The sequence below is a fragment of the Streptomyces sp. NPDC041784 genome, assembly GCF_055591025.1.
The window spans coordinates 40,548-65,520 of record NZ_JBVJAB010000003.1 but is presented as its reverse complement, the minus strand read 5'-3'; the positions used below and the strand labels follow the sequence as shown (position 1 = coordinate 65,520).

Here is a 24,973-nt window from a genome sequence, read left to right as displayed (position 1 = left end):
ACGGATGCCGGGGGCACGCGGGGCCCCGGGGCGCCCTGACCGGTCCGATGAGCGGCCCCGCGGTCTGGTTACCCTTCGTGGATGAGTACTTCCAGCACCTCCGACTTCGCGGCGTACATCGCTTCCCTGCCCCGCGTCCTGGCCGGTTCCGCCGCGCTCTTCCGTGACGCCGAGGGCCGGGTCCTGCTCGTCGAGCCCAACTACCGTGACGGCTGGGCGCTGCCCGGCGGCACGATCGAATCCGACGAGGGCGAGTCCCCGCGCCAGGGCGCGCGCCGCGAGACGCTCGAGGAGATCGGCCTCGACCGTCCGCTCGGCCGGCTGCTCGCGGTGGACTGGGTGACCGGCCCGGGCCGCCCGCCGCTCGTGGCGTACCTGTACGACGGTGGCGTGCTCGGCGAGGAGGACCTCAAGGAGATCAAGCTCCAGGAGGAGGAGCTGCTGTCCTGGCGCATGGTCGCGCCCGAGGAGATCACCGACCATCTGGCGGGTTCGCTGGGCCGGCGTGTGCTGGCCGGCCTGGACGTGCTGGCGGACGGGTCGGGCACGGCCGAGCTGGAGAACGGCCACCGGGTGGCCTGAGCGCTCAGCCCTGGGTGTCGCGCGGCTGCACGTCCACCTCGCGCAGCGCCTCGTCGCGTACGGCGGTCCGGGCCTCCGTGCGGTGGCCGCGCTCGATGTAGGACCTGTCCGGCCGATCATGCCGCAGACGCGGGGTGTGGCACGCCCATCTGCGGCGTTGTCGTCGGTTGCCGACGCTCCGCGTCGACGCCCTCCTCCGCCTTGCAGCTGCACGCACCACACCCCGCTCACCGGCACTACCGAGGCACCGTCGCTTTCCTGCGACTTGATCGGCCGGACAGGCCCTAGTCGCGGACGACCAGCTCGACGGCGTCCTGCGGGCTGCCCACGCCGGAGAGGACCATGACCTCGACGACGAGTTCGGCGTCGAGGGAGACGGTGACCTTTGCCATGGCGGGACCGTAGCACCGGTCCGGGGCACCCGGATATCCGTTCGCCGCGCCCGGACCTCCCGCCCTACGCTCGGGAGCATGCACAAGCCTCTCGTCGCCATCCTGACCGGCGCCGGTGTCTCCACCGACTCCGGGATCCCCGACTACCGCGGCCCCAACGGGCTGTGGCGGAAGGACCCGGAGGCGGAGAAGCTCGTCACGTACGAGTACTACATGCGTGATCCGGAGATCCGGCGGCAGTCGTGGCAGATGCGGCGCCGAAATCGCGCGCTGCGGGCCGAGCCGAACGCCGCGCACCGGGCCGTCGTGGACCTGGAGCGGTCGGGAGTGCCCGTGCGGGTGATCACGCAGAACGTGGACGGGCTCCACCAGCTCGCCGGTCTGCCCGCCCGTAAGGTCCTCGAACTCCACGGCACCGCCCGGGAGTTCGTGTGCACGAAGTGCCATGCGCGGGGGCCCATGGAGGACGCCGTCGCCCGCGTCGAGGCCGGTGAGGAGGACCCGCCGTGCCTGGTGTGCGGCGGGATCCTGAAGTCCGCGACCATCATGTTCGGTCAGCGCCTCGACCCGATGGTCCTCGGCGAGGCCGTCGCCATCACCAAGGCCTCCCAGGTCTTCCTCGCCGTCGGCACCAGCCTCCAGGTCCAGCCCGCCGCCGGCCTCGCCGGCATCGCCGCCGACCACGGCGCCCGCCTGATCATCGTCAACGCCGAGCCGACCCCGTACGACGACCGCGCCGACGACGTCGTCCGCGAGCCGATCGGGACGGCACTGCCGAGGCTGCTGCGAGGACTGGCCGACGCCGGTACGCCGTGAGGCGGTGACGGTGACGGTCAGAACAGCGAGCTTCCCCGCTCGAGGTCGAGGAGGCGTCGCTTGCGGTCCAGGCCGCCGCCGTAGCCGGTGAGGCCGCCGTCGGCGCCCACGACGCGGTGGCAGGGGACGATGATGCCGATGGGGTTCTTGCCGTTGGCGAGGCCCACCGCGCGGGAGGCGCCGGAGTTGCCGAGGGCCTCGGCGAGTTCGCCGTACGTGCGGGTCTCGCCGTAGGGGATCCGGCGGAGTGCGGACCACACCGAGCGCTGGAAGGGGGTGCCGTGCAGGTGGAGAGGGACGGTGAACTCCTTGAGGTCGGCGGCGAAGTAGGCCTCCAGTTGTTCCTCCGCCTCGGCGAAGGGGCCGTCGTCGCGGGGGCCGAAGCTCTCTTCCGGCGGCCGGTGGCGCTGGTCTGTCATGTAGAGGCCGCACAGGACGCCGTCGTCGGCGACGAGGGTGAGCGGCCCGTAGGGGCTGTCGATGACGGTGTGCTGCTTCACGGTGTTCCTTACGCGGGAAGGAAGTTGATCGGGTGGCTGTCGGTGGCCCACAGGTACTGGACCGCGTAGGCGCGCCAGGGGCGCCAGGCCTCGGCGCGGGCGGTGAGGGCCGCCGGGGTGGAGGGCAGGCCCAACTCCTGGGCGGCGCGCCGGACTCCGAGGTCGGTGGGGAGGAAGGCGTCGGGGTCGCCGAGGGCGCGCATCGCGATCACGTCGACCGTCCAGGGGCCGAAGCCGGGGAGGGCGAGGAGGCGGGCGCGAGCCTCCGACCAGTCGCTGTCGACGTCCAGGTGGAGTGATCCGTCCGCCAGTTGCCGGGCCAGGGTGGTGAAGGTGGTGCGGCGGGTGCGGGGCATCGCCAGGGTCTCGGGGTCGACGGCGGCCAGTGCCTCGGGGGTGGGGAAGAGGTGGGTGAGGCCGCCCTCCGGGTCGTCCACCGGGTCGCCGTGCGCGACGACCAGACGGGCCGTGTGGGTACGGGCGGCCGCGGTGGAGACCTGCTGGCCGAGGACGGCGCGTACGGCGAACTCCGCCTCGTCGACCGTACGCGGCACCCGGCGGCCGGGGGCCTTGTCCACCAGCGGCGCGAGCAGCGGATCCGTGCGCAGCTGGTCGTCGACGGCGACCGGGTCGGCGTCCAGGTCGAGCATGCGCCGGCAGCGGCTGATGGCGACGGTGAGATCGCGCAGGTCGCTGAGGGTGAGCCGGCAGCCGATGTGGTCGGGGTGCGGGGTCAGGGCCACGATGCCGTGCCCGTAGGGCAGGCGGAGCGTGCGCCGGAAGGCCCCGTCGCGCCATTCCTCCACGCCCGGTACGCCCGTCGCCGCGAGGTGGCCGAAGAGGTTGTCGGGGTTGAGCGGGGCGCGGAAGGGGAGGCGGAGGGCGAGTGTGCCGGGGGCGGCCGGGGTGGCGGTGTGCGCCTCCCGGCCGGCGCCGCCGTGCTTCGGGACTCGGGCGCGCAGCTCGCTCGGGGAGAGCGCGAAGACCTCGCGTACCGTGTCGTTGAAGGTGCGGACGGAGGCGAAGCCGGCCGCGAACGCCACGTCCGCCATGGGCAGTCGGGTCGTCTCGATGAGGAGTCGGGCCGTCTGGGCGCGCTGCGCCCGGGCCAGCGCCAGGGGTCCCGCGCCGAGTTCGGCGAGGAGGTGGCGCTCGACCTGGCGGGTGCTGTAGCCGAGGCGGCCGGCGAGGCCCGGGACGCCGTCCCGGTCGACGACACCGTCGGCGATCAGCCGCATGGCGCGGGCCACCAGGTCGGCGCGCTGGTTCCACTCCGGGGAGCCCGGACTGGTGTCGGGGCGGCAGCGCTTGCAGGCGCGGAAGCCGGCCTGCTGGCAGGCGGCGGCGCTGGGCAGGAAGATCATGTTCTCGGGCTTGGGCGGGACGACCGGGCAGCTCGCCCGGCAGTAGATTCCGGTGGTCGTGACCGCCGTGAAGAACCAGCCGTCGAACCGCGCGTCCTTCGACTGCACCGCGCGCAGACAGCGGTCCCGGTCGGTGTGCATCCCGTTCTGCATGCGTCCAGCATCGACGACCGGACCGGCCGGGGCTGGCGAGAATCCGACATCGACCTTCGTGGGGTCGTCTCGTGAAAGGGCCGGTCGGAGCATCGGTCCGGTCGCCGCCGGTGCCGCGGTCCGGCCTCAGGCCCGGCCGGCGGTACGGCGGCGCCCGACGGCCGCCGGTCGTTCCTCACCGACGGTCTGCCGCCCGGCCCCGCGGGCACGCCACTCCCTCGCGCTGCACCCGAACTGCTCGCGGAACCAGCGCGAGAAGGCGCTCGGTGCCGAGAACCCCAGCAGGCCGGAGATGTCCGTCAGCGAGCGGCGCGGATTCGTCACGAGCTGCTCCGCCAGCTGGGCGCGCGTCGCGTTGAGGACGGAGGAGAACGTCTCGCCCGACGCCGCCAGGTGCCGGTGCACGGTCCGCCGGTCGACGCCGAGACTGCCCGCGACCTGCTCGATGGAACACCGTCCGGTCGGCAGCAACACTTCGATCAGGTCGCGCACGCGGTCCAGCACGGTCGTGTCCCTCGATACCGCGATCGATTCGAAGAACTGCCGTGCGTAGGTCCTCAGCAGGGGGTCCGACATGGGGTTGGGGATGTTGAGATCGCTGCCGTAGAAGACGATCCCGTTGAATTCGCTGTCGAATTCCACCACGGGGCCGAAGATACGCCGGTGGGTCGCGGGATCCACCGGAGCGCTGTGTGTGAAACACACGGACAGCGCCTGCCAGCGGGCGCCGAGGAAGGTACGGAGGACCTGGTGGAAGGCACCGATGGCCAGCTCCGTGGCCTGACGGGCCGCCATCGCCTCCGCCAGCTCCAGGTTCACCTTGAGGGTGGCCAGACCGTTCGCCTCGGACAGCCGGCTGTGGAGCATCTCGTTGTACATGTGTTCATGGCGGACGAGCAGCTCGACCGCGCTGCGGACATCGGGCTCCTCGCGCAGGACCAGGCTGATGGGGCCGAGCGTGGAGAAGCGGCGCCGCTCGGCGAGGAGCAGGCCGAAGTCCTCGCGGTGCGAGGCCGCGGCCGAGAGTTCGAGCAGCTGGATCACGGCCTCGCCGGAGATCCACCGGTCCTGGACCGCGAGGCCGGCGGGGTCCAGGCCCACGCGCTTCATCAGAGCCCGGGGGTCGATGCCGAGCGACTGGCTCAGCTCGACGTAGTTGCTCAGGGTGGCGTTGCGGACGAGGGGCTTCATGGGCGCACTCCAGAACTCTGTCCCTGATTGATAAGTCAGATGTCACGTCAAGTCAAGCGTTGCGTCACGTGGTGGCCTAGCGTTGCACCACTCGCGATGGAGTTCACCGTCCCGGTATTCGGCGTCCCGGCCGATCGGAAATCCCGACGGGGAACACCATGGCAAATCATTCATCTGTTGACCAGCCCTGGAAAGCGGTACGGAATTCCTGACGGATGAACGACCTCCGGGCGGACATTCCTGTGCTGAAATGCGTGGGATTTTTCGCGAAGATCCGTGGGATTCTCCGCGAAGAAGGGAGAAGAGGCGTGCCCGCGGTTCACCCGAACGTGATCGACGTCTTGCGCCGGCCCTGCACGGGACCGGCCGTGTGGAGGGGTCCGGACCTGGCGGACTCCGAGGACCGGGTCCTGCGGCTGTCACCGGCGCAGATCGACGAACTCGGGGCCGCCCTGCGCGCGGTGCGTGAGCGGGGGGTTCCGCTGTTGAAGGTGAGGGCGGACGACTTCCCGTTGCCGACGCTGGCCGGCGAGCTGGCACGCATCGCCGACGTGCTGGAGAACGGCCGCGGGTTCGTCCTCGTCACAGGCGTCCCGGTCGAGCGGTACGGCCCGGCGGCGGCGAGCACCGTGTTCTGGGGGCTGGGTCAGCACCTGGGTGTCCCGGTGTCGCAGAACGCGGCGGGCCACATGCTCGGCCATGCCCGGGACACCGGCCGTACCCTGGCCGACCCCTCGACGCGCGGGTATCAGACGCGGGCGGAGCTGCCGTTCCATACGGACGGGTCCGACGTCCTCGGGCTGTTGTGCCTGCGAGCGGCTCGTGCCGGCGCGCGCACCTCCCTCGTCAGCTCCGCGGCCGTCTACAACGCGGTGCTGGCGCGGCGCCCGGACCTCGTCGAGCGTCTGTACCGCACGCACTTCATCGACCGCCGGGAGGATCACGCTCCCGGCGAGCGCCCCTGCCACGCGGCCCCGCTCGCCGCCTGGCACGGGGAAAAGCTCAGCATCCGCTACCACCGCCGCTACCTCGAGTCCGCGCAGCGCTTTCCCGACGTCCCCCGCCTGGAGCCGGCCGACGTCGAGCTGTTCGACCTCGTCGACCGGCTGGCGGGTTCCCCGGAATTCCGGCTGGACGTCCCCTTCGAGGCCGGCGATCTCCTGCTGGTCAACAACTACGCGGTTCTGCACTCCCGCACGGAGTACGAGGACTTCGCCGAGCCCGAGCTGAAGCGCCATGTGCTGCGGCTGTGGCTGACCCTGCGTCAAGGACGCGACCTTCCACCGGTTTTCTGGGGGGACATGCCCGCCGCCGCGGACGGATCCGGTCGCGGCGGGGTCACCCCCCGAGACGTGATCGCGACACCTGGCTCCGTCGACACCGACGGCTCCTGCTGCCCCTGCTGATCGCCTCCGGCCCAGACCGAAACGGACAACGAATGAACAACCTCGCGGCAGCCCTGGTGGAATCGGCCCGGGCCGGCGGCGACCGCGTCGCCGTACGCCAGGACGAGACCGTCCTCACCTACGCCCAGCTGGACGACGCGAGCGCCCGGGTCGCCACGCTGTTGCGGGACAGGGGCGTACGGCCGGGCGATCGCGTCGCACTGGTCATGCCCAACGTCACCCTCTTCCCGGTCGCGTACTACGGCATCCTCCGGTCCGGAGCCGTCGTGGTACCGATGAACCCGCTGCTGAAGGCGCGCGAAGTGGCCTTCACCCTCCGGGACTCCGGGGCCCGGCTCGTGCTGACGTTCCCGCTGTTCGCCGAGGAGGTGCTGAAGGCCGCGGCCGAGGTCGGGGCGGAATGCCTGGTCACGGACCCCGAGGCGTTCGACACCCTGATGCGGGCGGCCGAGCCGACGGCCGAGGTCGTCGACCGGGCGCGGGACGACACCGCCGTGATCCTCTACACCTCGGGAACGACGGGGACCCCGAAGGGCGCCGAGCTGACCCACCACAACCTGATGACCAACTCGGTCACGACGGTGCGGACGCTGATCCGGATCGGGCCGGACGACGTGCTCTTCGGTGGCCTTCCGCTGTTCCACGCCTTCGGGCAGACGTGTGCCCTCAACGCGGCCGTCGTCGCGGGAGCCACCCTGACCCTGCTGCCGCGGTTCGAGCCGGCCACCGCCCTGCGGATCATGCGGCGGGACGGGGTCACGGTCTTCCTCGGCGTTCCCACCATGTACACGGCCCTGCTCCACGCCGGTGTCCCCGACGGCCACGACCTCTCCCGGCTGCGCCTCGCCGTTTCCGGTGGCGCCTCCCTGCCGGTCGAGGTGCTGCACGGCTTCGAACGGGCATTCGGCGTCACGGTGCTGGAGGGATACGGGCTCTCGGAGACTTCGCCGGTCGCCGTGTTCAACCCCCCGGACCGGCCCCGCAAGGCCGGCTCCATCGGTCTGCCCGTCCGCGGGGTCGAGGTCAAGCTCGTCGGGGACGACGGCTCCACGGTGGCCCCGGGCGATGTGGGTGAGATCGCGATCCGCGGCGAGAACGTGATGAAGGGCTACCGCAACCGTCCGGAGGCGACCGCGGAGGCCGTCCGCGGCGGATGGTTCCACAGCGGCGACCTCGCCCGCGTCGACGAGGACGGCTACTACTTCATCGTCGACCGCAAGAAGGACCTCATCATCCGCGGTGGCTACAACGTCTATCCGCGCGAGATCGAGGAGGTCCTCTACGAGCACCCGGCCGTCGCCGAGGCCGCCGTGGTCGGTGTGCCGCACGACGTCCACGGGGAGGAGATCGCGGCCGTCGTGGCCCTCCGGGACGGCGAGGACACCACGGCCGGCGAGATCCTGCGATTCGTCAAGGAGCGGGTGGCCGCCTACAAGTACCCGCGGATCGTCACGTTCACGGACGCGCTCCCCAAGGGTGCGACCGGCAAGATCCTCAAGCGCGAGATCGTCGTCGTGGAGCGGACGGGCACGCGGGACTCCGGCGGCCAAGAGCCGGTCTCGTGATGAACGAAGCGGCCGCTCATCACCCTCGGTCCGTCCCGGACACCACGCCCCGGTCCACCGAGGGTGCTCGGACCCCCTCGGCGGCCGGCACCCGGCCCGCGCCCGGCTCCCGGATACCCGGGCTCGCCCTCACCCTGGTCGTCGCCGTGGCCGCCACGGGAGTGGGCAGACTGCTCCCGGTCCTCGGCGGTCCGGTGAGCGGCGTGGTCATCGGCGTACTCGTCGCCGCCGTGTGCAAGCCGGGCCCACGGCTGCGTCCGGGGATCAGCGTCGCCAACAAGCCCGTGCTGCAGGCCGGAGTGGCCCTCCTCGGCGCCCAGCTGTCGCTCACCCAGGTGCTCCGGGTGGGCGGAAGCTCACTGCCGATCATGATCGGCTCGTTGGCCGCCTGCCTGACCGCCGCCTGGTTCATCGGTCGCCGCCTCGGCATCGGCGGCGACCTGCGGACCCTGATCGGAGCCGGCACCGGAATCTGCGGGGCGTCGGCGATCGCCGCGGTCACACCGGTCATCGGCGCCGCGAGCGTGGAAGTCGCCTACGCCATCTCGACGATCTTCCTGTTCAACATCGCCGCGGTGATCGCCTTCCCCGTGATCGGCCATCTGCTCGGGATGGGTCCCGATGCCTTCGGCCTCTTCGCCGGAACCGCGGTCAACGACATGTCGTCCGTGGTCGCCGTCGCCTCCGCCTACGGGCCCGCGGCGGCTGACAACGCCGTCGTGGTCAAACTCACCCGCACGCTGATGATCATCCCGATCTGTCTGGGGCTGGCGATCCTGGCCGGGCGCCGCGCCCGCGCCGCCGGCCGGGCCGCCTCCTCACCCAAGGTGCGGCCGGCCGGGCTGGTGCCCTGGTTCCTCGTGGCCTTCCTGCTGGCGGCCGCGGCCAACAGCGCCGGCCTCATCCCGGCGGCGGCCCATCCCGGCCTCAAGGAGGTCTCGGTGCTCCTCGTCACCGTCGCGCTCTGCGCGGTCGGCCTGTCCACCGACCTCTCGGCCCTGCGCCGTACCGGCCCTCGCCCGCTGCTGCTGGGGGCCTGCCTGTGGGTGGTGGTCTCCGTCTCCAGCCTCGCCCTTCAGTACGGCGTCAGGTGCCTGTGAAGAAGGCGTAGGGGCGCAGCCATTCCGTGGGAGGAGCACCCGGCGTACCGCGCCGGGTGCTCCTCCCGCAGGTGTTTCCTGGCGGGTCTCTCTCCGTGTACGGCATCGGGGTCCCGTCGAGCGTGGCCTTCCCGAGCGTGGCTTTCCCGAGCGTGGCCTTCCCGAGCGTGGCTTTCCCGAGCGTGGCCTTCCCGAGCGTGGCCTTCCCGAGCGTGGCCTTCCCGGGTGTGGGTTTCCGGGCCTGGGCGTCCTCAGCCTCGGCAACTCCCTCCTCGAAGGGGGGCGTTCCGGTGCCGAACCGGCCGCGGCGGGACACAGCCAGAAGCCGCAGGTGCGGTCCACTGGAGACACACCTGCGGCTTCGGCTGCGCCCGGCCGTGGCCGGTTCGGCGGGGTTCGCGGGACTTCGGGGCCCGCTCACCCGCCCGGCATCGAGCGGCCCGCGTAGTCGGCGAACCAGGCCAGCATCTCGGGATGGGTGACGGCGCCTTCGCTGCTGACGTCGGCGACGCGGGCGCCCTGAAGGATGCGTTTGACGGGCACCTCCAGCTTCTTCCCGGTCAGGGTGCGGGGCACGGCGGCGATCGGCACGATGGCGTCGGGCACATGGCGTGGCGACAGCCGGCGCCTGACGGCCGCGGCGATCCGCTCACGCAGCCCGTCGTCGAGAGCGGTGCCCTCGGCGGTCACGACGAACAGGGGCATGAAGTAGCCGCCGTCCGGGCGTTCCACGCCGACGACGAGGCTGTCGGCGACCTCGGGAAGCTGTTCGACGACCGCGTAGAGGTCGGCGGAGCCCATCCGTACGCCCATGCGGTTGAGCGTGGAGTCCGAGCGGCCGGACACGACGACCGACAGGTCGGGATGGACGGTGACCCAGTCGCCGTGCCGCCAGACGCCCGGGTAGGTGTCGAAATAGCTGGCCCGGTAGCGGGCCCCGTCGGGGTCGTCGACGAAGTGGAGGGGCATGGACGGCAGGGGCGCGGTCACCACGAGCTCGCCCTGTTCGCCGGCCAGCGGCTGCCCGGAGGGGTCCCAGGCGGCCAGCGCGACACCGAGCGAGGGGCAGGGGATGCGGCCCACCCGGACGGGCAGCAGTGGGGAGCCTCCCGCGAGGACGGAACAGATGTCGGTCCCGCCGCAGATCGACTGGAGCCAGGCGTCCGGCGCGAGCCGGTCGTGGACCCACCGCCAGGTGCTGTCGGGCAGCGACGACCCGGTCTGGAGGATGGAGCGCAGAGCGCCGAGATCCAGTTCGGCCGCCGGATGCGTCCCGGACTTCTCCACGGCGGCGAGGTAGGCCGCACCCACACCGACCATCGTCGCGCCGGTCTGTTCGGCGACGCGCCAGGCGCCGTTGACGTCGGGGAAGGTGGGACTGCCGTCGTAGAGGACGATCGTGCTGCCGTGCAGCAGTCCGCCGACCAGGAAGTTCCAGACCATCCAGCTCGTGGACGTGAGGAAGAGATAGCGGTCCTCGGCCCGCAGGTCGGCGCCGAGGCCGAGGGCCTTGAGCAGTTCCACCACGATGCCGCCGTGGCCCTGCACGATCCCCTTGGGCACACCGGTGGTCCCCGAGGACCACAGGATCCACAGCGGGTGGTCGAAGGGCACGTCGGCGAATTCCAGCGGCCCGTCGGCGGCCGGCAGCGCGGACCAGGAGTGCTGTGCGACCCCTGCCCGCCGCGACCACGGCTCGTCGGGCGCGGGGAAGAGCCGGTCGACCGCGAGGACGTGCCGGACGGTGGGCAGCCCGTCCACGAGTTCGGCGACGGCCGTGCGTCTGTCGTACTCCTTGCCGCCGTAGCGGTAGCCGTCCGCGGCCACGAGGACGACGGGTCGCGCCTGCCGCAGTCGGGCCAGGACGCTGGGGGTGCCGAAGTCCGGGGAGCAGGCCGTCCACACCGCGCCGACGGCGGCCGTGGCCAGCAGGGCGACGACGGTCTGCGGAAGGTTGGGAAGGTGGCCGGCCACGCAGTCGCCGGGGCCGACGCCCATCCGGCGCAGCGCCGCGGCGACGTCGGCGACCTGGTGGCGCAGTTCCGCCCAGGAGGTGTCCACGGGCGTGCCGCCCTCGGCCACGCAGACCAGCGCCGGGCGGGCGTCGGTGGCCTGCGCGAGGCACCGTTCGGCGAAGTTCAGCCGGGCCCCGGGAAACCAGGTGGCGCCCGGCATGGACGAGTCCGCCAGCACCTCGTCGTAGGTGGTGACGGCGTCCAGGCCGTAGAACTCCCACACCGCGGACCAGAAGCCGGGCAGGTCGGTGGAGCTCCACCGCCAGAGTTCCGCGTAGTCGTCGAAGCGCAGCCCCCGGTCGGTACCGAGCCACCGTATGAAGGACGCGACGGCGGAGTCCTCGGTCTCGCGGCGGCCGGGAGACCACAGCAGGTCGGGGTCGGTGTTCATCGTTGCCTTTCCGGGGGCTGCGGGTCGGATCGGGGGTTCAGCCGATGTCGAGGCGGCGGAGCAGTTCCTCCGCCTGCGGCCAGGGACCGTGGCCGGATACGGGGTTGAGGTGGCCGACCGCTCCCAGCTCCTCGAACCGGCTGCCCCAGTGCCCGGCCAGCTCGCGGACGCGCTCGACGCTGCCCAGGGGGTCGTCGGAGCTCGCCGCGACGATGCTCGGGAAGGGCAGCGGCGCCCGGGGCACCGGTGTCCAGCCGTTCTCCTCGAGTACCTCGGGCGCGGGATAGCCCTCCGGCAGCGGAGTCTCGAAGTCGGGCGGGGTGGCCAGGAGCGCGCCCCGGACGTCGGCCTTGTGCTCCTGGGACCAGTGCACGGTGGTGATCACACCGGCGCTGTGGGCGACCAGCACGACGGGCCCCGTGATCTGGGACATCACCTTGTCCAGGGCGGCGACGCGGGCCTGGCGGCTGAGCCCGTCCCGCGTCAGCGGGGGCACCGTGCGGACCGTGCGGCCGGCCTCGGCCAGCCGGCCGGCGAGCAGCGTCTGCCAATGCTCCTCGACATGGTCGCGCAGGCCGGGGACGATCACGACCGTCGATTCGGTGGTGCCGTTCATGAGGGCAGCTCCGATTCCTTCGCCTCCGGCTCGGCCGGCAGGTGGTTCTGTGTGATGCGGCGCAGGTCGCGCTCGTAGTAGTGGCGGCCGATCAGGAAGGCCGCGGTGGCGGCGATCGCGATGAGCGGGACCAGCCGCAGCGCGCCGAGCAGGCCCATCCGGTCCGCGAGCATGCCCGTGACCGCGGGGCCGGGCGCCAGGCCGAGCAGGCTGTTGGCCAGGGTGAGGGTGGCGAACGCGGTCGCGGAGATGGTCACGGGAGTCAGGTTCGCCACCATGGCGGCGGCGGGACCGGCCGTGCCGGCCGACAGCAGGGCTCCCGCCGCCAGCGCCGCGATCTGAAGGGGGCCGACGGGCAGCCGGAAGGCGGTCACCAGCAGGACGAGCGCGCCGAGGCTGCAGGTGATGGCGACGGCCCACTTCCGGATCGGGAGCACCTTGCTGATCCGGTCCGAGGCGATCCCGCCGGCGATCATCCCTATGCCGATGATCAGAGCGAAGACCCCGGCGGCCGCACCGGCCTTCGCGGTGGGCAGGTCGTAGTAGCGGCTGAAGTAGCTGGGCAGCCAGGCGATCAGGGTGCCCGCGATGAACAGCTGGAGTCCGCTGCCGACGTACGCGCTGATCACCGAGACGGAGGAGAACAGCCGTGGCAGCAGGGCGCGGAGGTGCTCGCGCGGGGCGGCGGCCCCGTCCTCGCCGGCGTCCGGGGCCGCGGCCGCCCGGGGGCGCAGTCTCTTCTCCGTGACGACGACGCCGTAGACGGCGGCGAGCACCAGCCCGAAGACGCCCATCACGCCGAACGCCCAGCGCCAGCCGAACTGCTGGGCCACGGCGCCGCCGATCGACACGCCCAGGACCGAGCCGAAGGCGCCGCCGGCGATGAAGGCACCGGAGAGCGAGGCCCTCAGCGTGGTCGGGAAGACGCTCAGCACCACGGCGATCCCGACGCTCCCGTAGGCCGCCTCCCCGATGCCGACGAAGAGCCGGCCGACGAACATCTCCCCGTAGCTCGCGGACACGGCGCACCCCAGGGTCGCCAGGCTCCACATCGTGGCGGCGAGCAGCAGGCTCTTCACCCTGCCCCAGCGGTCCGCCATGAGCGACATGGGAAAGGTGAGCAGGCCGACCATCAGTGCCACGACACCGCTGAGCGAGCCCAGCCTGGCGTCGGAGAGCAGCCATTCGGCCTTCAGCATCGGGAAGACGGCGTTGAGCACCTGCCGCGACATGTAGTCGGACAGCAGCAGCCCGAAACTCAGGGCGAAAACGATCCAGGCATAGCGGCGGGAAACCGGCCATCCGGACGGAGACGTCGTCTCCGTCTCCGGGACGGACTCCGCAGTGGTGTGAAACCCCATTGTCATCACCTCACGCGCTTCTGAAGGACAGGTCAGAACGGTCTGTCGCCCACGATCCCGGCGCGCTCCATCTTGCGGACGGCGGGCCAGTAGTCCTGGACGGCGTAGTGCTGGGTGGAGCGGTTGTCCCAGATGGCCACGCTGTTCGGCTGCCAGCGCCAGCGCACCTGGTACTCGGGGATCGCCGCCTGGCTGAGCAGGTAGTTCAGCAGGAGGCCGGCCCCGGGGGCGTAGTCCTGCCCGAAGCGCACGTTCTCGGGCGTGTGGAAGTTGACGAAGTGTGTGGCGAAGCTGTTGACGAAGAGGATCTGCTCGCCGGTCTCGGGGTGGGTGCGCACCACCGGGTGCTCCGCGTCGGGGAAACGGGCCTTCAGCTCGCGGCGCTTCTCCTGCGGCATGACCGCACCGAAGCTCGCCTCGATGCTGTGCCGGGCCCGCAGGCCCTGGATCTGGGTCTTGATGTGCTCCGGCAGCCGGCGGTAGGCCTCCACCATGTTGATCCAGATGGTGTCCCCTCCGACCGGGGGCGACTCCACGCAGCGCAGCACGGCTCCCATGGCGGGTGCTTCCCGCCAGGTTCCGTCGGTGTGCAGGGCGTTCTCGTAGTGCTCTGCCGGGCTGTCGAGGTCCTTGTAGATACGGACCAGGCCGGGGTGCTCCGGGTCGCTGCCGGCCACCGGATGGTCCTCCAGCGGGCCGAACCGCTCGGCGAACGCGATGTGCTCGGCGCGCGTGATGTCCTGGTCGCGCAGGAACAGGACCTTGTGCCGCAGGAGCAGGGCCTTGATCTCGGCGAACAGATCGTCGTCGCGCGAGGCGTCGCCGAGGTTCACGCCGAAGAGCTCGGCGCCGATGGTGCAGGTCAGTGGTTCGGCCTTGACCGAGCCGCGGGAGTGGGCGCGCACCAGTGCGGGTGCGCCCTCCAACTGGGTGAGGGTCTTTTCCATGGTGCTTCCTCCTGGAGAGGGTGCGTGAGGCACGCGGCCGGCCGCGTGCTCAGAGGACGAAGACGGACGATCCCGTGGTCTGGCCCGCCTCCAGCTCGCGGTGCGCCTGGGCGGCGTCCTCGAGCGCGAAGTGCTGGTTGACCTCGATGGCGATGCGCCCGGAGGCGACGTGGTCGAAGAGCTCGCCCGCCAGCTCGGCCCGCTCCGCGGGGTCCGCGATGTAGTCGGCCAGCGCGGGCCGGGTCACGAACAGCGAGCCGTTGACGGCCAGTTGCATGGCGTCGATGGGCGGCACCGGACCGGAGGCCGTACCGAAGCACACCAGCAGGCCGCGCCGGCGCAGCGATGCGAGGGAGCCGGCGAACGTCGACTCGCCGACACTGTCGAAGACGACGGGTACGCCTTCCCCGCCGGTCAGTTCGCGCACACGCTCGGCGACGTTCTCGCGCCGGTAGTGAATGACGTGGTCGCAGCCGTGGGCGCGGGCCAGTTCGGCCTTCTCCTCGGTGGAGACGGTGCCGATCACGGTGAGCCCCAGCAGCTTGGCCCACTGGCAGACGATGAGGCCCACGCCACCCGCCGCCGCGGTGAGCAGAATCGTGTCGCCGGCCTTCAGCGGGTGGATCCTGCGGAGCAGGTACGCGGAGGTGAGACCGCGCATGGTCATCGCCGCGGCGGTCTCGAAGCCGATCGCGTCCGGCAGCCTGATCAGGGAGCCGGCCGGCATGACCCGTTCCGTGCTGTACGCGCCGAGCGGGCTCCCGGTGTACGTCACCCGGTCGCCCTCGGTCACGTGGGTCACTCCCTCGCCCACGGCCTCGACCACGCCGGCGGCCTCGACGCCCAGTCCGGCGGGCAGCGGCGCCGGATAGAGACCGGTGCGGAAGTAGGTGTCGGCGAAGTTGAGTCCGACTGCTTCGTGCCGGATGCGCACCTCGCCCGGGCCGGGGTCGCCGACGACGACCTCTTCCCAGCGCAGGACGTCGGGTCCGCCGGTCTCCTTGAAGCGAATGGCGTGGGCCACGGTCGTGCTCCGTTGTTCGTCGCGGGCACGTCTCGCACAGGAGCGGCCGCGGGGCAGTGGGGTGAGAGGAGGAGGGCCGCCGGAGTCAGGGGAATGCTCCGGCGGCCCCCGGATCTCGGTCGCCAAAGCCGTGAGCGGGGCGGCTGCGGCGGCCGAGCGGAACCGCGCACGCCGGCTGCGGCGCGGTGGGTCCGGCGCCGCGATCAGACGTCGCGCAGCATGAATCCGCGCTGACCGGGACGGCGGTTCGGCACCATGCCGAGCCGGGCCAGGGTCTCGTCGGCGTCCGCGTAGTACTCGCCGAGCTGGTAGATCTTCTTGGCCTCGGCACCGGTCGCGATGTCACGGCCGAGCGCCTCGGAGATCTGGACCATCTGCTCGACCTGCTCGACGGTGGTCATGCGCTCACCCTTGCGGCGCCACAGGTTGTCCTCGTTGCCCACGCGCACATGCACGCCGAGCGCGATACCGATCGCGTTCATCGGCGCCACGGCACGCATCGAGCTCTCGATGGTGAGGACCGCACCGTCCGGCGTGCGGCGGACGAACTCGATCAGGTCGGCCGGGTGCCGGCCCGCGAAGCCGCCGCCGATGGCCACGTAGTTGAGGATCAGGGGACCGGTGTGGACACCGGACCGGATCAGCCGCTCCACGGTCTCCAGCTGGGCCAGCGTGGCCAGCTGGAAGTGCGGCTGGATGCCCTTGGCGCGCAGGCGCTCGAGGTGCTCCAGGTAGAAGTCGGGGCCCGCCTCGACGACCATGTCGCGGTAGGCCTTGTAGTACTCCGGCTTCGCGATCGAGGTGCCTTCGAGGTCGTCGTCGTTCATGATCTCGACGATGTTCATCTGGCTGGTGTTGATCGCGATCGTCACCTGGTCCGGCGCGGGGGTGAGGTCGGCCAGCAGGTGACGGGTGTCGTAGCTGAGCCACTTCGCCTCACTGCCCTCGTCCTCGGGGGCGAACGAGATCGACCCGCCGATCTGCAGGACCATGTCCGGCACGGCCTCGCGCAGCCGGCCCAGCAGCTCGTTGAACATGGACATCCGCTTGGAACCCTTGCCGTCGAGCTCGCGCACGTGGATGTGCAGCACGGTGGCGCCGGCGTTGTAGCAGTCGACCGCCGCCTGCACGTGCTCGTCCATCGTGAGGGGAAGGTCGTCGGCGTCACCGGGCAGCCACTCCGGCCCGTAGGGAGCGGCCTGGATCACCAGCTTTTCCTGGTTCTCGGGGAAAAGTGAGTCGTCGTGGAAGTGCACGGTGCGTCTCCTTCGTCGTATCGGTGATCACTCGCCGGGCGCGTCCGCGCATGCGGCGCGGCGCGAGGACGGGGGATGCGGGGCGAGGATCGAAGCGGGGACCGAGGACGCGGGCACGTGGCGACCTGGTCTACGGCCGACCGGCCCGAAGGGGGTGTGCACCAAGGGGAGTGGCATGCCCCCTCCGGCGGCCGACCGCGTCTCTGCGGTGCTGCCACGGTAGAGGCGACGGGCCGGGACCGCTTGACCCACGGAGACGAGCGACTTGCCATTTGGGGACAGCGCCCTGTTTGGAGTCGCGGGTGCACGGGGGTTGCGCTCGTGGGCCGGGGTGGAGGAAGGACTCGCTTGCGACGCCGGCCGCGGTGGCCCGCACCGCTCCCGGGCCCTGGATCAGGGTCCGGTCGGGCGCCCCGTCTCCTCCTGGCCTGCCACCATCGCCCGGATCACGAAGACGTCGATCGCCATCACCGTGATCGACCAGAAGGGCTGGTACGGCAGGAACAGGAACTGCGCGACCAGGCTGAGGGCCGCCAGGAGGACGGCCGGCCGGCGGGCCCGGGCGGCGTCCTTGAGGAGGCCCACCCCCGTCGCGGTGGCGAGGACGCCGAGGACCAGGTGGATCCAGCCCCAGGCGGTGAGGTTCAGGCCGTAGACGGAGGAGCCGGGGCGGGTGTAGCCGCCGTCCTCGGTGAGGGCCGGGATGCCCTGGAGGACGGCGAGGACACCGCCGCACAGCATCAGGACACCGGCGAAGGCGACGTCGCCGGTGACCCGGCCGGCGGGCGCGGGCGGCGCGGGGCGACGCGGGCCGCCGGGCGGGACGGACCAGGCGGTGCCGATCTCACCCCGAGGGTTCCTGCGGTGCGGGTCACCGGCCGACGGGGTGGGGCGCCGGCTCATGCCGGGGCCTCCCCTCCGGGGTCGCCGGTGGGGGCTTCGGCGGGTTTTTCGGCGGACAGGAAGTCGACGACGCTCAGGGCGAGGAGCAGGGCGAGCGCCAGGCCGATGACCACCCAGCCGGTCGGGTAGGGCCACAGGAGATAGGTCAGGACGGCCGCCGCGACCAGGATCCAGGTGATCCACGGACGGAATCGTCGGACGAACGGGCCGACGGGGCCGGTGCGCAGCCCCGCGCGGTCGGCGGTCGTCCGGACGGCGCCGATCCCCGCGTGCCACAGGTGCCGGACGAGGGCGGCCCGACGGCCCGGCCCGGTGAGCCAGGCGGCCACGGCGACCACCACGCCGAGGGCGACCACCACCCGCACGCTGGTGCGCAGGAAGCGGGTCAGCGTGTCGTACACGGACGCGGCGGCGGGCTGGGAGAGGCCGGCCGGGAGGGCGTCCAGGTAGACGACGCGGAACACGCTCAGGGCGACGGCGAGCAGCAGGGTGGCGAGGGCGAAGCAGAGGGCGGAGACGATCAGGGCGCGGCGGCGGTGGGTGGCGAGCAGGACGCCCGCCGCGACCAGCAGCACGGCCACGACCGGCAGCCAGAGCCCGGCCAACTCCAAGAGTCGGACGTACGTACGAATCCTGCCGATGTCGTCGGAGCGGACGAGCGTGAAGTCGGTGTGGACGGTGGGGATGCGGCGGGCGACCGTCAGGCCGTCGTCGGCGAGGCGCTTCTTGACCTCCTCGACGACCGGCGCGAGATCGAGCGTGACGCTGTCCTTCTCCAGCCTGACCGCGCCGTCCCCGCTGCCGGTGAGGGCCTTGTCCAGGGTGTCGTGGACACGGCGGTTGGCGTCGGCCCAGATCCGCTCGAAGGCGGCGGAGGCGACGACCGCCCGGGCCTTGTCGTGGACGAAGCTGCGCACCGCGTCCTGCAACGGCTCCTCCAGCGCGCCCAGGGCCTTCTCCGCCAGCGGCCGCTGGGTCGGGGCCACGCTCTGGAGCAGGGCCGGGAGGTCGAGGCGGGACATGACGGCGTCGGTGACACCGGCCGCGGCGGCGTTCTGGATGTCCGGGTCGGAGGCCAGGGGGCGGACCGTGTCGACATAGCGGTCGGTGTCCCCGACGAGTTCGGCGCTCCAGGCGGCTACGACGCCCAGCGGGGCGAGCAGACAGCCCAGCACGACGAGGACGACCGCGAGCAGGGAGCGCAGGCGGTGGCGGGCGGGGCGGAGCGCCTCGACGGGCGGGGCGGACGGGGTGGCGGGGGCAGCGGCGGTGGCGCGGGCCGTGCGGAGTTCCGTCTCCAGTACGGCGACCCGGGCGCGCAGCCGCGCCACTTCCCGTGGGTCGGCGGCACCCCCGGGCTCGGAGGGCGCACCGCTGTCCGGCATGGCGCGCTCCCTCGTCCGTCGCTCAGGTCCGGTGGCTGCTGCCAGGACATCCCGGGCGTCCGGGGACGGCGAGCGCGGCGGGGCCGTCCGGGTGAGCGGCCCCGCCTCCGGCTCACATGTTGATCATGTGGCCGGCCAGGCCGTGGACCGCCTCCTTGACAGCCTCGCCCAGCGTCGGGTGGGCGTGGACGTTGCGGGCGACCTCGTGGACGGTGAGGTCCCACTGCTGGGCCAGGGTCAGCTCCGGAAGGAGTTCGGTGACGTCGGGACCGATGAGGTGCCCGCCGATCAGCTCGCCGTACTTCGCGTCGCTGATGAGCTTGACGAAACCGGTGGTGTCGCCGAGGCCGTGGGACTTGCCGTTGGCGGTGAACGGGAACTTCGCGACCTTGACGTCGTAGCCGAGGTCGCGGGCCTGGGCCTCGGTGTAGCCGAAGCTGGCGATCTGGGGCTGGCAGTAGGTGGCGCGCGGGATCATCACGTAGTCGAGTTCCATGGTCTCGGCGTCGGCGAGGGTCTCGGCGGCGATCACGCCCATCGCCTCGGCGGCGTGCGCGAGCATCAGCTTCGCGGTGACGTCGCCGATGGCGTAGATGTGCGGGACGGAGGTACGGCAGCGGCCGTCCACGTCGATCGCGCCCCGGTCGGTGACCCTGACACCGGTGTTCTCCAGGCCGTAACCGGTGACGTTCGGGGCGAAGCCGATCGCCTGGAGGACCTTGTCGGCCTCCAGGATCTGCGGGCTGCCGTCCTTGGGTGTGACGGTGACGCGGACCTGGGGGCCGGACTCGTCGATGGCGTCCACGCGGGTGGAGGTGAGCACGTCGATGCCCAGCTTGCGGTACTGGCGGGCGAGTTCGGCGGAGACCTCGGCGTCCTCCAGCGGGGCCATGCGGTCCAGGAACTCGACGACGGTGACCTTCACGCCGTAGTGGTGCAGGACGTAGGCGAACTCGATGCCGATCGCGCCGGCGCCCGCGATGACGATCGACTGCGGGAGGTCCTCGGCGAGGATCTGCTCCTCGTAGGTCACCACGCGCGCGCTGCGCTTGGTGCCGGGGAGCAACTTGGGGGTGGCGCCGGTGGCGATGATGCAGTGGTCGAAGCCGAGGGTGCGGGTGTTGCCGTCGTAGTCGGCCACCTGGAGGGTGTGCGCGTCGACGAAGGTGCCGCGGCCGTCGAACTCGGTGATCTTGTTCTTCTTCATCAGGTAGTGGACGCCCTTGACGCGGCCGTCGGCGACCTTGCGGCTGCGGCGGTAGGCCTCGCCGTAGTCGAAGGTGACCTGGCCGTCCACCTTGATGCCGAAGGTCTTCGCCTCGTGGGTGAAGATGTGCGCCAGCTCGGCGTTGCGCAGCAGGGCCTTGGTGGGAATGCAGCCCACGTTCAGACAGACCCCGCCCCAGTACTTCTCCTCGACGACCGCGACGCGTTTGCCCAGCTGGGCGGCGCGGACCGCGGCGACGTAGCCGCCGGGGCCGGCGCCGAGGACCACGACGTCGAAGCGTTCGTCCTGCTCGACCATGGGAGGTTTCCTTTTCCGTGGAGTGCGTGACGGGTGGTGCGTGCTGCCGGTCCGATTCTTCCGCGTCGTCGGGGAGAATGCGCGAGTGATCGAACACTGCTGTGCGGAGATGGCCCGCCGGGTGGACGGGCGGTGCGAGGCGCACGCCGACGTCTTCGCCTGCCCGGACGCGCTCGTACTCTTCAGTCCGCGGTTTCGGGAGTACGGGCTGATCGTCCATGACGGGGGCACCGCGACCATCGAGATCGAGTTCTGCCCGTGGTGCGGGCGGCGCCTGCCCGAGTCCCTGCGGGACCGCTGGTTCGACGAGCTTCAGGCGCGCGGGATCGACCCGTGGGAGGACGAGGTTCCCGCGGAGTTCGAGGACGGGAGATGGCTGGGCACGGTCACCGAGGGGTGACCGTGCCCGGGCGTGCGGCGGGGGAAACGGTCACTCGGTGGTCGCCGTCGGCCGGCGCGAGGCCCGCATCGCCTCGTCGACGTCCTTCAGCGGCCGCAGCCGGTAGGTGTACGCGTAGTCGCGGTCGGCGAACAGCTTGTACTCGTCGTGGGTGTGCGCGCCCCAACTGTTGTCGCCGCCGACGCCCATCTGGCGGTGGTTGACGCGCAGTACGACCTCGGGGCGCGGGGTGAGCTGGTAGTCGTGGCGGGCCCCGACGGACAGGTCCTCGGGCGTGAAGTGCGAGGCGTTGACCTCCAGGAGCGGTTCGCCGGATACGAGCAGGCCGGTGCCGTCGCGGTCGGTGAGGGCGATCCAGCGGACGTCCGTCTTGTTGCCGTTCTCCTGCGGGCGCAGATAGGAGGTCCACTGCCCGGTGACGGTCCCGGAGTACAGGCCGACGTCGGTGGCGTTGTTGCGGTCCCAGTGGTTCTCCTCGGGGCCGCGGCCGTAGTAACGCAGGTTCTCCAGGCGGGCGGGCAGGAACAGCAGGGTGCCGACCTCCGGGATGTACGGCAGGGAGGCCGCGCCCGGGTGCAGGGTGTTGTCGACCTTGATCTCACCGTTTCCGAAGACGGTGTAGGTGGTGGTGTACGTCGATTCCGTCGTCGTGGGCAGGGTGCCGGCGACCTCGATCTCGACGGCCCGGTCGCGCAGCGCGCGGACGCTCACGCCGGTCACCGTGCGCCGGGCGCCCGCGTCGCGCCAGGTCTGGTTGCGGGTGTGCTGGCCGTTGCCCCGGTCGTTGTCGGTGGGGGCCCGCCAGAAGTTCGGGACCGGTCCCGAGGAGATCAGCTCGGCGCCGCCGGCCCGGTACGAGGTGATGACACCGGTCTTCTTGTCGACGGTGACCGAGAAGTCCCGGCCGGTGACGGTGACCGCCCCGTCGGCGTCCGTGTGGGCGAGCGCCGGGACGGCGTCCAGTGACACGGGGGTGACGGCGGGGCCGCCGGCGTCCACGGCGAGCTGCTGCCTGGCCACCTCGAAGCCGGCCGCGGCCCACTTCGTGGCCTCGCGGGTGGTGAAGGACAGCCGGAGGAAGTACTCGGCGCCCGGCGCCGGGTCGCCCGGCAGCCGGAAGGGCACGGTGACGTCCTTGCTCGACAGCGGTGCCACGTCCAGCTGGGCGCGGGTCAGCCTGCCGCGCCGGACCACCTTTCCGTCGCCGACGAGTTCCCAGTGTCCGTCGAACTCACGCAGGCCGGTGAAGAGGTACTCGTTGGTGAGGGTGACGGCCGCGCCGGGGGCGAGCCGGTCGCCCGTGGCCGGTGCGGCGCCGACGGCCTGGTAGATCCGCTTGACCTCGGCGGACTTGCCGGTGGCGCCGCGGTCGGCGGTGACGATGCCGTCGCCGGAGAAGGCGCCGTCGTTGGGGTTGTCGCCCCAGTCGCCGCCGTAGGCGAGGAACGTCTTCTGCCGGGGCTGCTTCTCGGTGACGCCGACGGTGGCGGCGTCGAACCAGAACCGTACGCCGTCGTCGTCGGGGCCCCGGCTGTCGGAGGCCAGTTCGGCGGCGGTCAGGGCGCGGGCGTGGACGCGGGCCCGGCGGATGGTGCCGCTGAACTCGCGGGTCGGGTTGTCGACGTCGGTGGCGAGGGCGAGGGACGCGGTGTTGACGCTCGGGCGCCGGGTGGTGGTGCGGGTGGCCCGCACCGCGCCGTCGACGTACAGGGTGAGGGTGCCCGCGTCCGCGTCGAAGACGCCCGCGACCTGGTGTTCGCGGCCGGTCCAGTCGTCCGGGAGCGCCCAGGTGGCGGTGATCCACTGGCCGCCGCCGTGGATGAAGAACTCCAGGTTCCGGCCCGACTGCTTGAGGGCGTACTGGGTGTCGCCCTTGGCGATGATCGGCTGGTGGTAGCCGGTTGTGCCGGGGGTGATCCAGGCTTCCAGGGTGAGGGAGCCGGTGAGGTCGAGGCGTTCGTCGCGGGCGAAGACGGTGCCGCCGTAGACACCCTTGTCCCGGCTGAAGGTGCCGGCGGGGGCGATGATCTCGCCGGTCAGCGCGCCGGGCCCGGTCTCGGTGAAGACCGTGCGGGCCGGGGTGGGCCAGCTCAGCGCCTGGTCGACGAAGTCCCAGATCCAGCCGCCCTGGAGCACGTCGTGACGGCGGACGAGGTCCCAGTACTTCTTGAAGTTGCCGTTGGAGTTCCCCATGCCGTGCGAGTACTCGATCATCACGTACGGCCGGGTGTCGCTCGTGTCCTTCGCCCGGGCCTCGACACGGGAGGGGGTGTCGTACATCTCGGAGCGGATGTCGCTGATGCCGGGGCGGTCGTCGCCCTCGTACTGGATGACGCGGGTGGTGTCGTAGGAGCGGATCCAGTCGTACATGGCGGTGAACGTGCTGCCGCCGCCCGCCTCGTTGCCGAGCGACCAGATGACGACCGAGGCGTGGTTCTTGTCGCGGTGGACCATGTTCTGGGCGCGGGCCAGGCACGCGGTGGTCCACTCGGCGTGGTTGCCGGGGTACTCGGAGCGGATGCCGTGGGTCTCGAGGTTGGTCTCGTCGACGAGGTACAGGCCGTACTCGTCGGCGAGTTCGAGCCACAGCGGGTTGTTGGGGTAGTGCGAGGTGCGGACGGTGTTGATGTTCAGCCGCTTGATGACCCCGATGTCCTGCACCATGTCGGCGCGGGTGAGGGCCGAGCCGTGGACCGGGTGCATCTCGTGCCGATTGGTGCCGCGGAAGGAGACCGGTCTGCCGTTGATGCGCATCAGGCCGTCGCGCAGCTCGAAGGTGCGCAGGCCGACGCGGTGGGAAAGGGTTTCGATCACCTTTCCGGCCGGGTCGCGCAGCCGGAGCACGGCGGTGTAGAGGTTCGGGTGTTCGGCCGACCACAGCCGCGGCTCGGGAACCTCTTTCGCGGCCTGGACGGTCTCTTCGCCGCCGGCTCCGAGGGCGACGGCCTGGGTGAGCGGTCTGGGCCACACCGGGTGCCCGTCGGCGTCGTACAGCTGGGTCTCGACGGTGTAGCGGCCGGCGCCCTGTCCGCCGTAGTCCCGCACGCTCGCGGTGACCGACAGCCGCGCCGCCGTGAAGTCGTCGCTCAGCGGGGTGTCCAGCCGGAAGTCGCGCAGGTGGACGGCCGGGGTGGAATACAGGTAGACCGAGCGGAAGATGCCGCTCAGCCGGATCATGTCCTGGTCCTCGAGCCAGTCGCCGTCGGAGTAGCGGTAGACCTCGACGGCGATCTGGTTGGTGCCCGGTTTCAGGTGCGGGGTGATGTCGTACTCGGCCGGGTCGTAGGAATCCTCGTGGTAACCGACCAACTGGCCGTTGATCCATACATAGTGGGCGGACTTGACGCCTTCGAAGTGCAGGAACGTCCGCCGCCCGGCCCAGTCCCGCGGGACGGTGAAGGTGCGGCGGTACTGGCCCACGGGGTTGTAGCGGGTGGGGGCGGCAGGCGGCTGCGCGTCCTCGCCGAGGCCGTTGGCGCCCCACCACGGATAGGTGATGTTGATGTAGATCGGGCGGTCGTACCCGTGCAGCTGCCAGACCGAGGGGACGGGAATGGTGTCCCAGCCGCTGTCGTCGACGTCGGTGCGGTGGAAGTCGGCGTCGCGGTCGTCGGGACGGTCGGCGTGGGCGAACTTCCAGGTGCCGTCGAGGCTCAGCCGGTACGGCGAGCGGGTGCGGTCGGCGGCGAGGGCCTGGGCGAGTGTGCCGTACGGCATCAGGGTGGTGTGCGCGGGTTCGGTGCCGAGGCGGAAGACGTCGATGTGGCCGTTCCACTCGGGGGTGGTGTCGGCCGCGGCGGCCCGGTGGGCGCCGGCGGGGGCGGACAGGGCGAGCGCGCCGAGGACGGCGGCGGATCCTTCGAGGAGACGACGGCGGCTGACGACCACCCGCTGGGGGCGGTCCGGCCGGTCCATGGACGACACGTGCGGGTGCGACATGACCACGACCTTCCTCGGGGCGGACCGTGCGGCTGCACGGACGGAGGGTGCGTCAGATCTTGTCGGATAGTGTTGATAAACCGAACAGTGGCGCGCCGTGATGGCCAGATTTCAACTCTCTTCGGCGCAACGCCACTTGGCC

General features: G+C 71.6%; 20 protein-coding genes and 2 pseudogenes. 6 read left to right on the top strand and 16 right to left on the bottom strand.

Translation table 11 applies throughout. From position 1 onward, the window contains the following. The first annotated feature begins 81 nt into the window (after positions 1-81). Complete coding sequence (locus ACZ6D7_RS07055) at positions 82-582, top strand: NUDIX domain-containing protein (RefSeq protein WP_469484714.1); 501 nt, start codon at positions 82-84, stop codon at positions 580-582. 4 nt (positions 583-586) lie between these two features. On the opposite strand, the pseudogene ACZ6D7_RS07050 reads toward ACZ6D7_RS07055, so the two are convergent. Continuing rightward, a pseudogene (locus ACZ6D7_RS07050) lies at positions 587-682 on the bottom strand (DUF2191 domain-containing protein); the annotation flags it as partial. A 187-nt stretch (positions 683-869) separates the two neighbouring features. Then, positions 870-974 (bottom strand): annotated as a pseudogene (locus ACZ6D7_RS07045) (DUF2191 domain-containing protein); the annotation flags it as partial. A 78-nt stretch (positions 975-1,052) separates the two neighbouring features. Here ACZ6D7_RS07045 and ACZ6D7_RS07040 point away from each other — a divergent pair. Continuing rightward, complete coding sequence (locus ACZ6D7_RS07040; RefSeq protein ID WP_469484711.1) at positions 1,053-1,790, top strand: SIR2 family NAD-dependent protein deacylase; 738 nt, start codon at positions 1,053-1,055, stop codon at positions 1,788-1,790. Positions 1,791-1,807: 17 nt separating this feature from the next. Here the strand turns inward: ACZ6D7_RS07040 and ACZ6D7_RS07035 are convergent, their stop codons facing one another. The 3 genes from ACZ6D7_RS07035 to ACZ6D7_RS07025 form a co-directional block, all read right to left on the bottom strand. Then, the gene (locus tag ACZ6D7_RS07035) at positions 1,808-2,290 is read right to left on the bottom strand and encodes a methylated-DNA--[protein]-cysteine S-methyltransferase (RefSeq protein WP_469484708.1); all 483 of its coding nucleotides are present in this window, start codon (positions 2,288-2,290) and stop codon (positions 1,808-1,810) included. Positions 2,291-2,298: 8 nt separating this feature from the next. Further along, the gene (locus tag ACZ6D7_RS07030) at positions 2,299-3,807 is read right to left on the bottom strand and encodes an AlkA N-terminal domain-containing protein (protein ID WP_469484706.1); all 1,509 of its coding nucleotides are present in this window, start codon (positions 3,805-3,807) and stop codon (positions 2,299-2,301) included. 126 nt (positions 3,808-3,933) lie between these two features. Further along, entirely contained in the window at positions 3,934-4,998 is a 1,065-nt protein-coding gene (locus tag ACZ6D7_RS07025; RefSeq protein ID WP_469484703.1) for an AraC family transcriptional regulator, read from the bottom strand. A gap of 308 nt (positions 4,999-5,306) precedes the next feature. Between ACZ6D7_RS07025 and ACZ6D7_RS07020 the strand changes: the two genes are divergently transcribed. From ACZ6D7_RS07020 to ACZ6D7_RS07010, 3 genes are read left to right on the top strand one after another with little or no spacing between them, the layout of a single operon-like run. Further along, positions 5,307-6,404 carry a TauD/TfdA family dioxygenase gene (locus ACZ6D7_RS07020; protein WP_469484700.1) on the top strand — a complete coding sequence of 366 codons (1,098 nt, stop codon included), beginning with the start codon at positions 5,307-5,309 and terminating at the stop codon, positions 6,402-6,404. Positions 6,405-6,436: 32 nt separating this feature from the next. Continuing rightward, positions 6,437-7,969: a long-chain-fatty-acid--CoA ligase gene (locus tag ACZ6D7_RS07015; RefSeq protein ID WP_469484698.1), complete on the top strand. Its 1,533-nt coding sequence runs from the start codon at positions 6,437-6,439 to the stop codon at positions 7,967-7,969. Next, entirely contained in the window at positions 7,969-9,069 is a 1,101-nt protein-coding gene (locus ACZ6D7_RS07010) for a YeiH family protein (protein WP_469484695.1), read from the top strand. Before ACZ6D7_RS07015 ends, ACZ6D7_RS07010 begins: the two co-directional genes overlap by 1 nt. Here the strand turns inward: ACZ6D7_RS07010 and ACZ6D7_RS07005 are convergent. The 10 genes from ACZ6D7_RS07005 to lpdA form a co-directional block, all read right to left on the bottom strand. Continuing rightward, positions 9,056-9,385, bottom strand: a complete 330-nt coding sequence (locus ACZ6D7_RS07005) for a hypothetical protein (RefSeq protein ID WP_469484692.1) — start codon at positions 9,383-9,385, stop codon at positions 9,056-9,058. The two genes, ACZ6D7_RS07010 and ACZ6D7_RS07005, sit on opposite strands and share 14 nt — an antisense overlap. A 101-nt stretch (positions 9,386-9,486) precedes the next feature. Next, positions 9,487-11,475 (bottom strand): acetoacetate--CoA ligase, encoded by a 1,989-nt coding sequence (locus ACZ6D7_RS07000; protein ID WP_469484689.1) that lies wholly within the window; start codon positions 11,473-11,475, stop codon positions 9,487-9,489. A gap of 37 nt (positions 11,476-11,512) precedes the next feature. Further along, positions 11,513-12,091 carry an RBBP9/YdeN family alpha/beta hydrolase gene (locus tag ACZ6D7_RS06995; protein ID WP_469484686.1) on the bottom strand — a complete coding sequence of 193 codons (579 nt, stop codon included), beginning with the start codon at positions 12,089-12,091 and terminating at the stop codon, positions 11,513-11,515. Further along, complete coding sequence (locus ACZ6D7_RS06990; RefSeq protein WP_469484683.1) at positions 12,088-13,452, bottom strand: MFS transporter; 1,365 nt, start codon at positions 13,450-13,452, stop codon at positions 12,088-12,090. The genes ACZ6D7_RS06995 and ACZ6D7_RS06990 overlap by 4 nt, the downstream gene beginning before the upstream one ends. Before the next feature lie 32 nt (positions 13,453-13,484). After that, on the bottom strand, positions 13,485-14,399 hold the full coding sequence (locus tag ACZ6D7_RS06985; RefSeq protein WP_469484680.1) for a TauD/TfdA dioxygenase family protein: 915 nt from the start codon (positions 14,397-14,399) through the stop codon (positions 13,485-13,487). 49 nt (positions 14,400-14,448) lie between these two features. Beyond that, positions 14,449-15,423, bottom strand: coding sequence for a quinone oxidoreductase family protein (locus ACZ6D7_RS06980; protein ID WP_469484677.1), 975 nt, complete (start codon positions 15,421-15,423; stop codon positions 14,449-14,451). Between the two features lie 203 nt (positions 15,424-15,626). After that, positions 15,627-16,679, bottom strand: coding sequence for a beta-keto acid cleavage family enzyme (locus tag ACZ6D7_RS06975; protein WP_469484674.1), 1,053 nt, complete (start codon positions 16,677-16,679; stop codon positions 15,627-15,629). A 393-nt stretch (positions 16,680-17,072) separates the two neighbouring features. After that, positions 17,073-17,582, bottom strand: coding sequence for a DUF7144 family membrane protein (locus tag ACZ6D7_RS06970; protein ID WP_469484671.1), 510 nt, complete (start codon positions 17,580-17,582; stop codon positions 17,073-17,075). Continuing rightward, on the bottom strand, positions 17,579-18,967 hold the full coding sequence (locus ACZ6D7_RS06965) for a hypothetical protein (RefSeq protein ID WP_469484669.1): 1,389 nt from the start codon (positions 18,965-18,967) through the stop codon (positions 17,579-17,581). Before ACZ6D7_RS06965 ends, ACZ6D7_RS06970 begins: the two co-directional genes overlap by 4 nt. A 112-nt stretch (positions 18,968-19,079) precedes the next feature. Continuing rightward, complete coding sequence (lpdA, locus tag ACZ6D7_RS06960; RefSeq protein ID WP_469484666.1) at positions 19,080-20,492, bottom strand: dihydrolipoyl dehydrogenase; 1,413 nt, start codon at positions 20,490-20,492, stop codon at positions 19,080-19,082. Positions 20,493-20,577: 85 nt separating this feature from the next. Here lpdA and ACZ6D7_RS06955 point away from each other — a divergent pair, with 85 nt between their 5' ends. Beyond that, complete coding sequence (locus tag ACZ6D7_RS06955; RefSeq protein WP_469484664.1) at positions 20,578-20,892, top strand: DUF6980 family protein; 315 nt, start codon at positions 20,578-20,580, stop codon at positions 20,890-20,892. Positions 20,893-20,922: 30 nt separating this feature from the next. On the opposite strand, the gene ACZ6D7_RS06950 is transcribed toward ACZ6D7_RS06955, so the two are convergent. Then, complete coding sequence (locus ACZ6D7_RS06950; protein WP_469484661.1) at positions 20,923-24,831, bottom strand: glycoside hydrolase family 2 TIM barrel-domain containing protein; 3,909 nt, start codon at positions 24,829-24,831, stop codon at positions 20,923-20,925. Between the last annotated feature and the right edge of the window lie 142 nt (positions 24,832-24,973).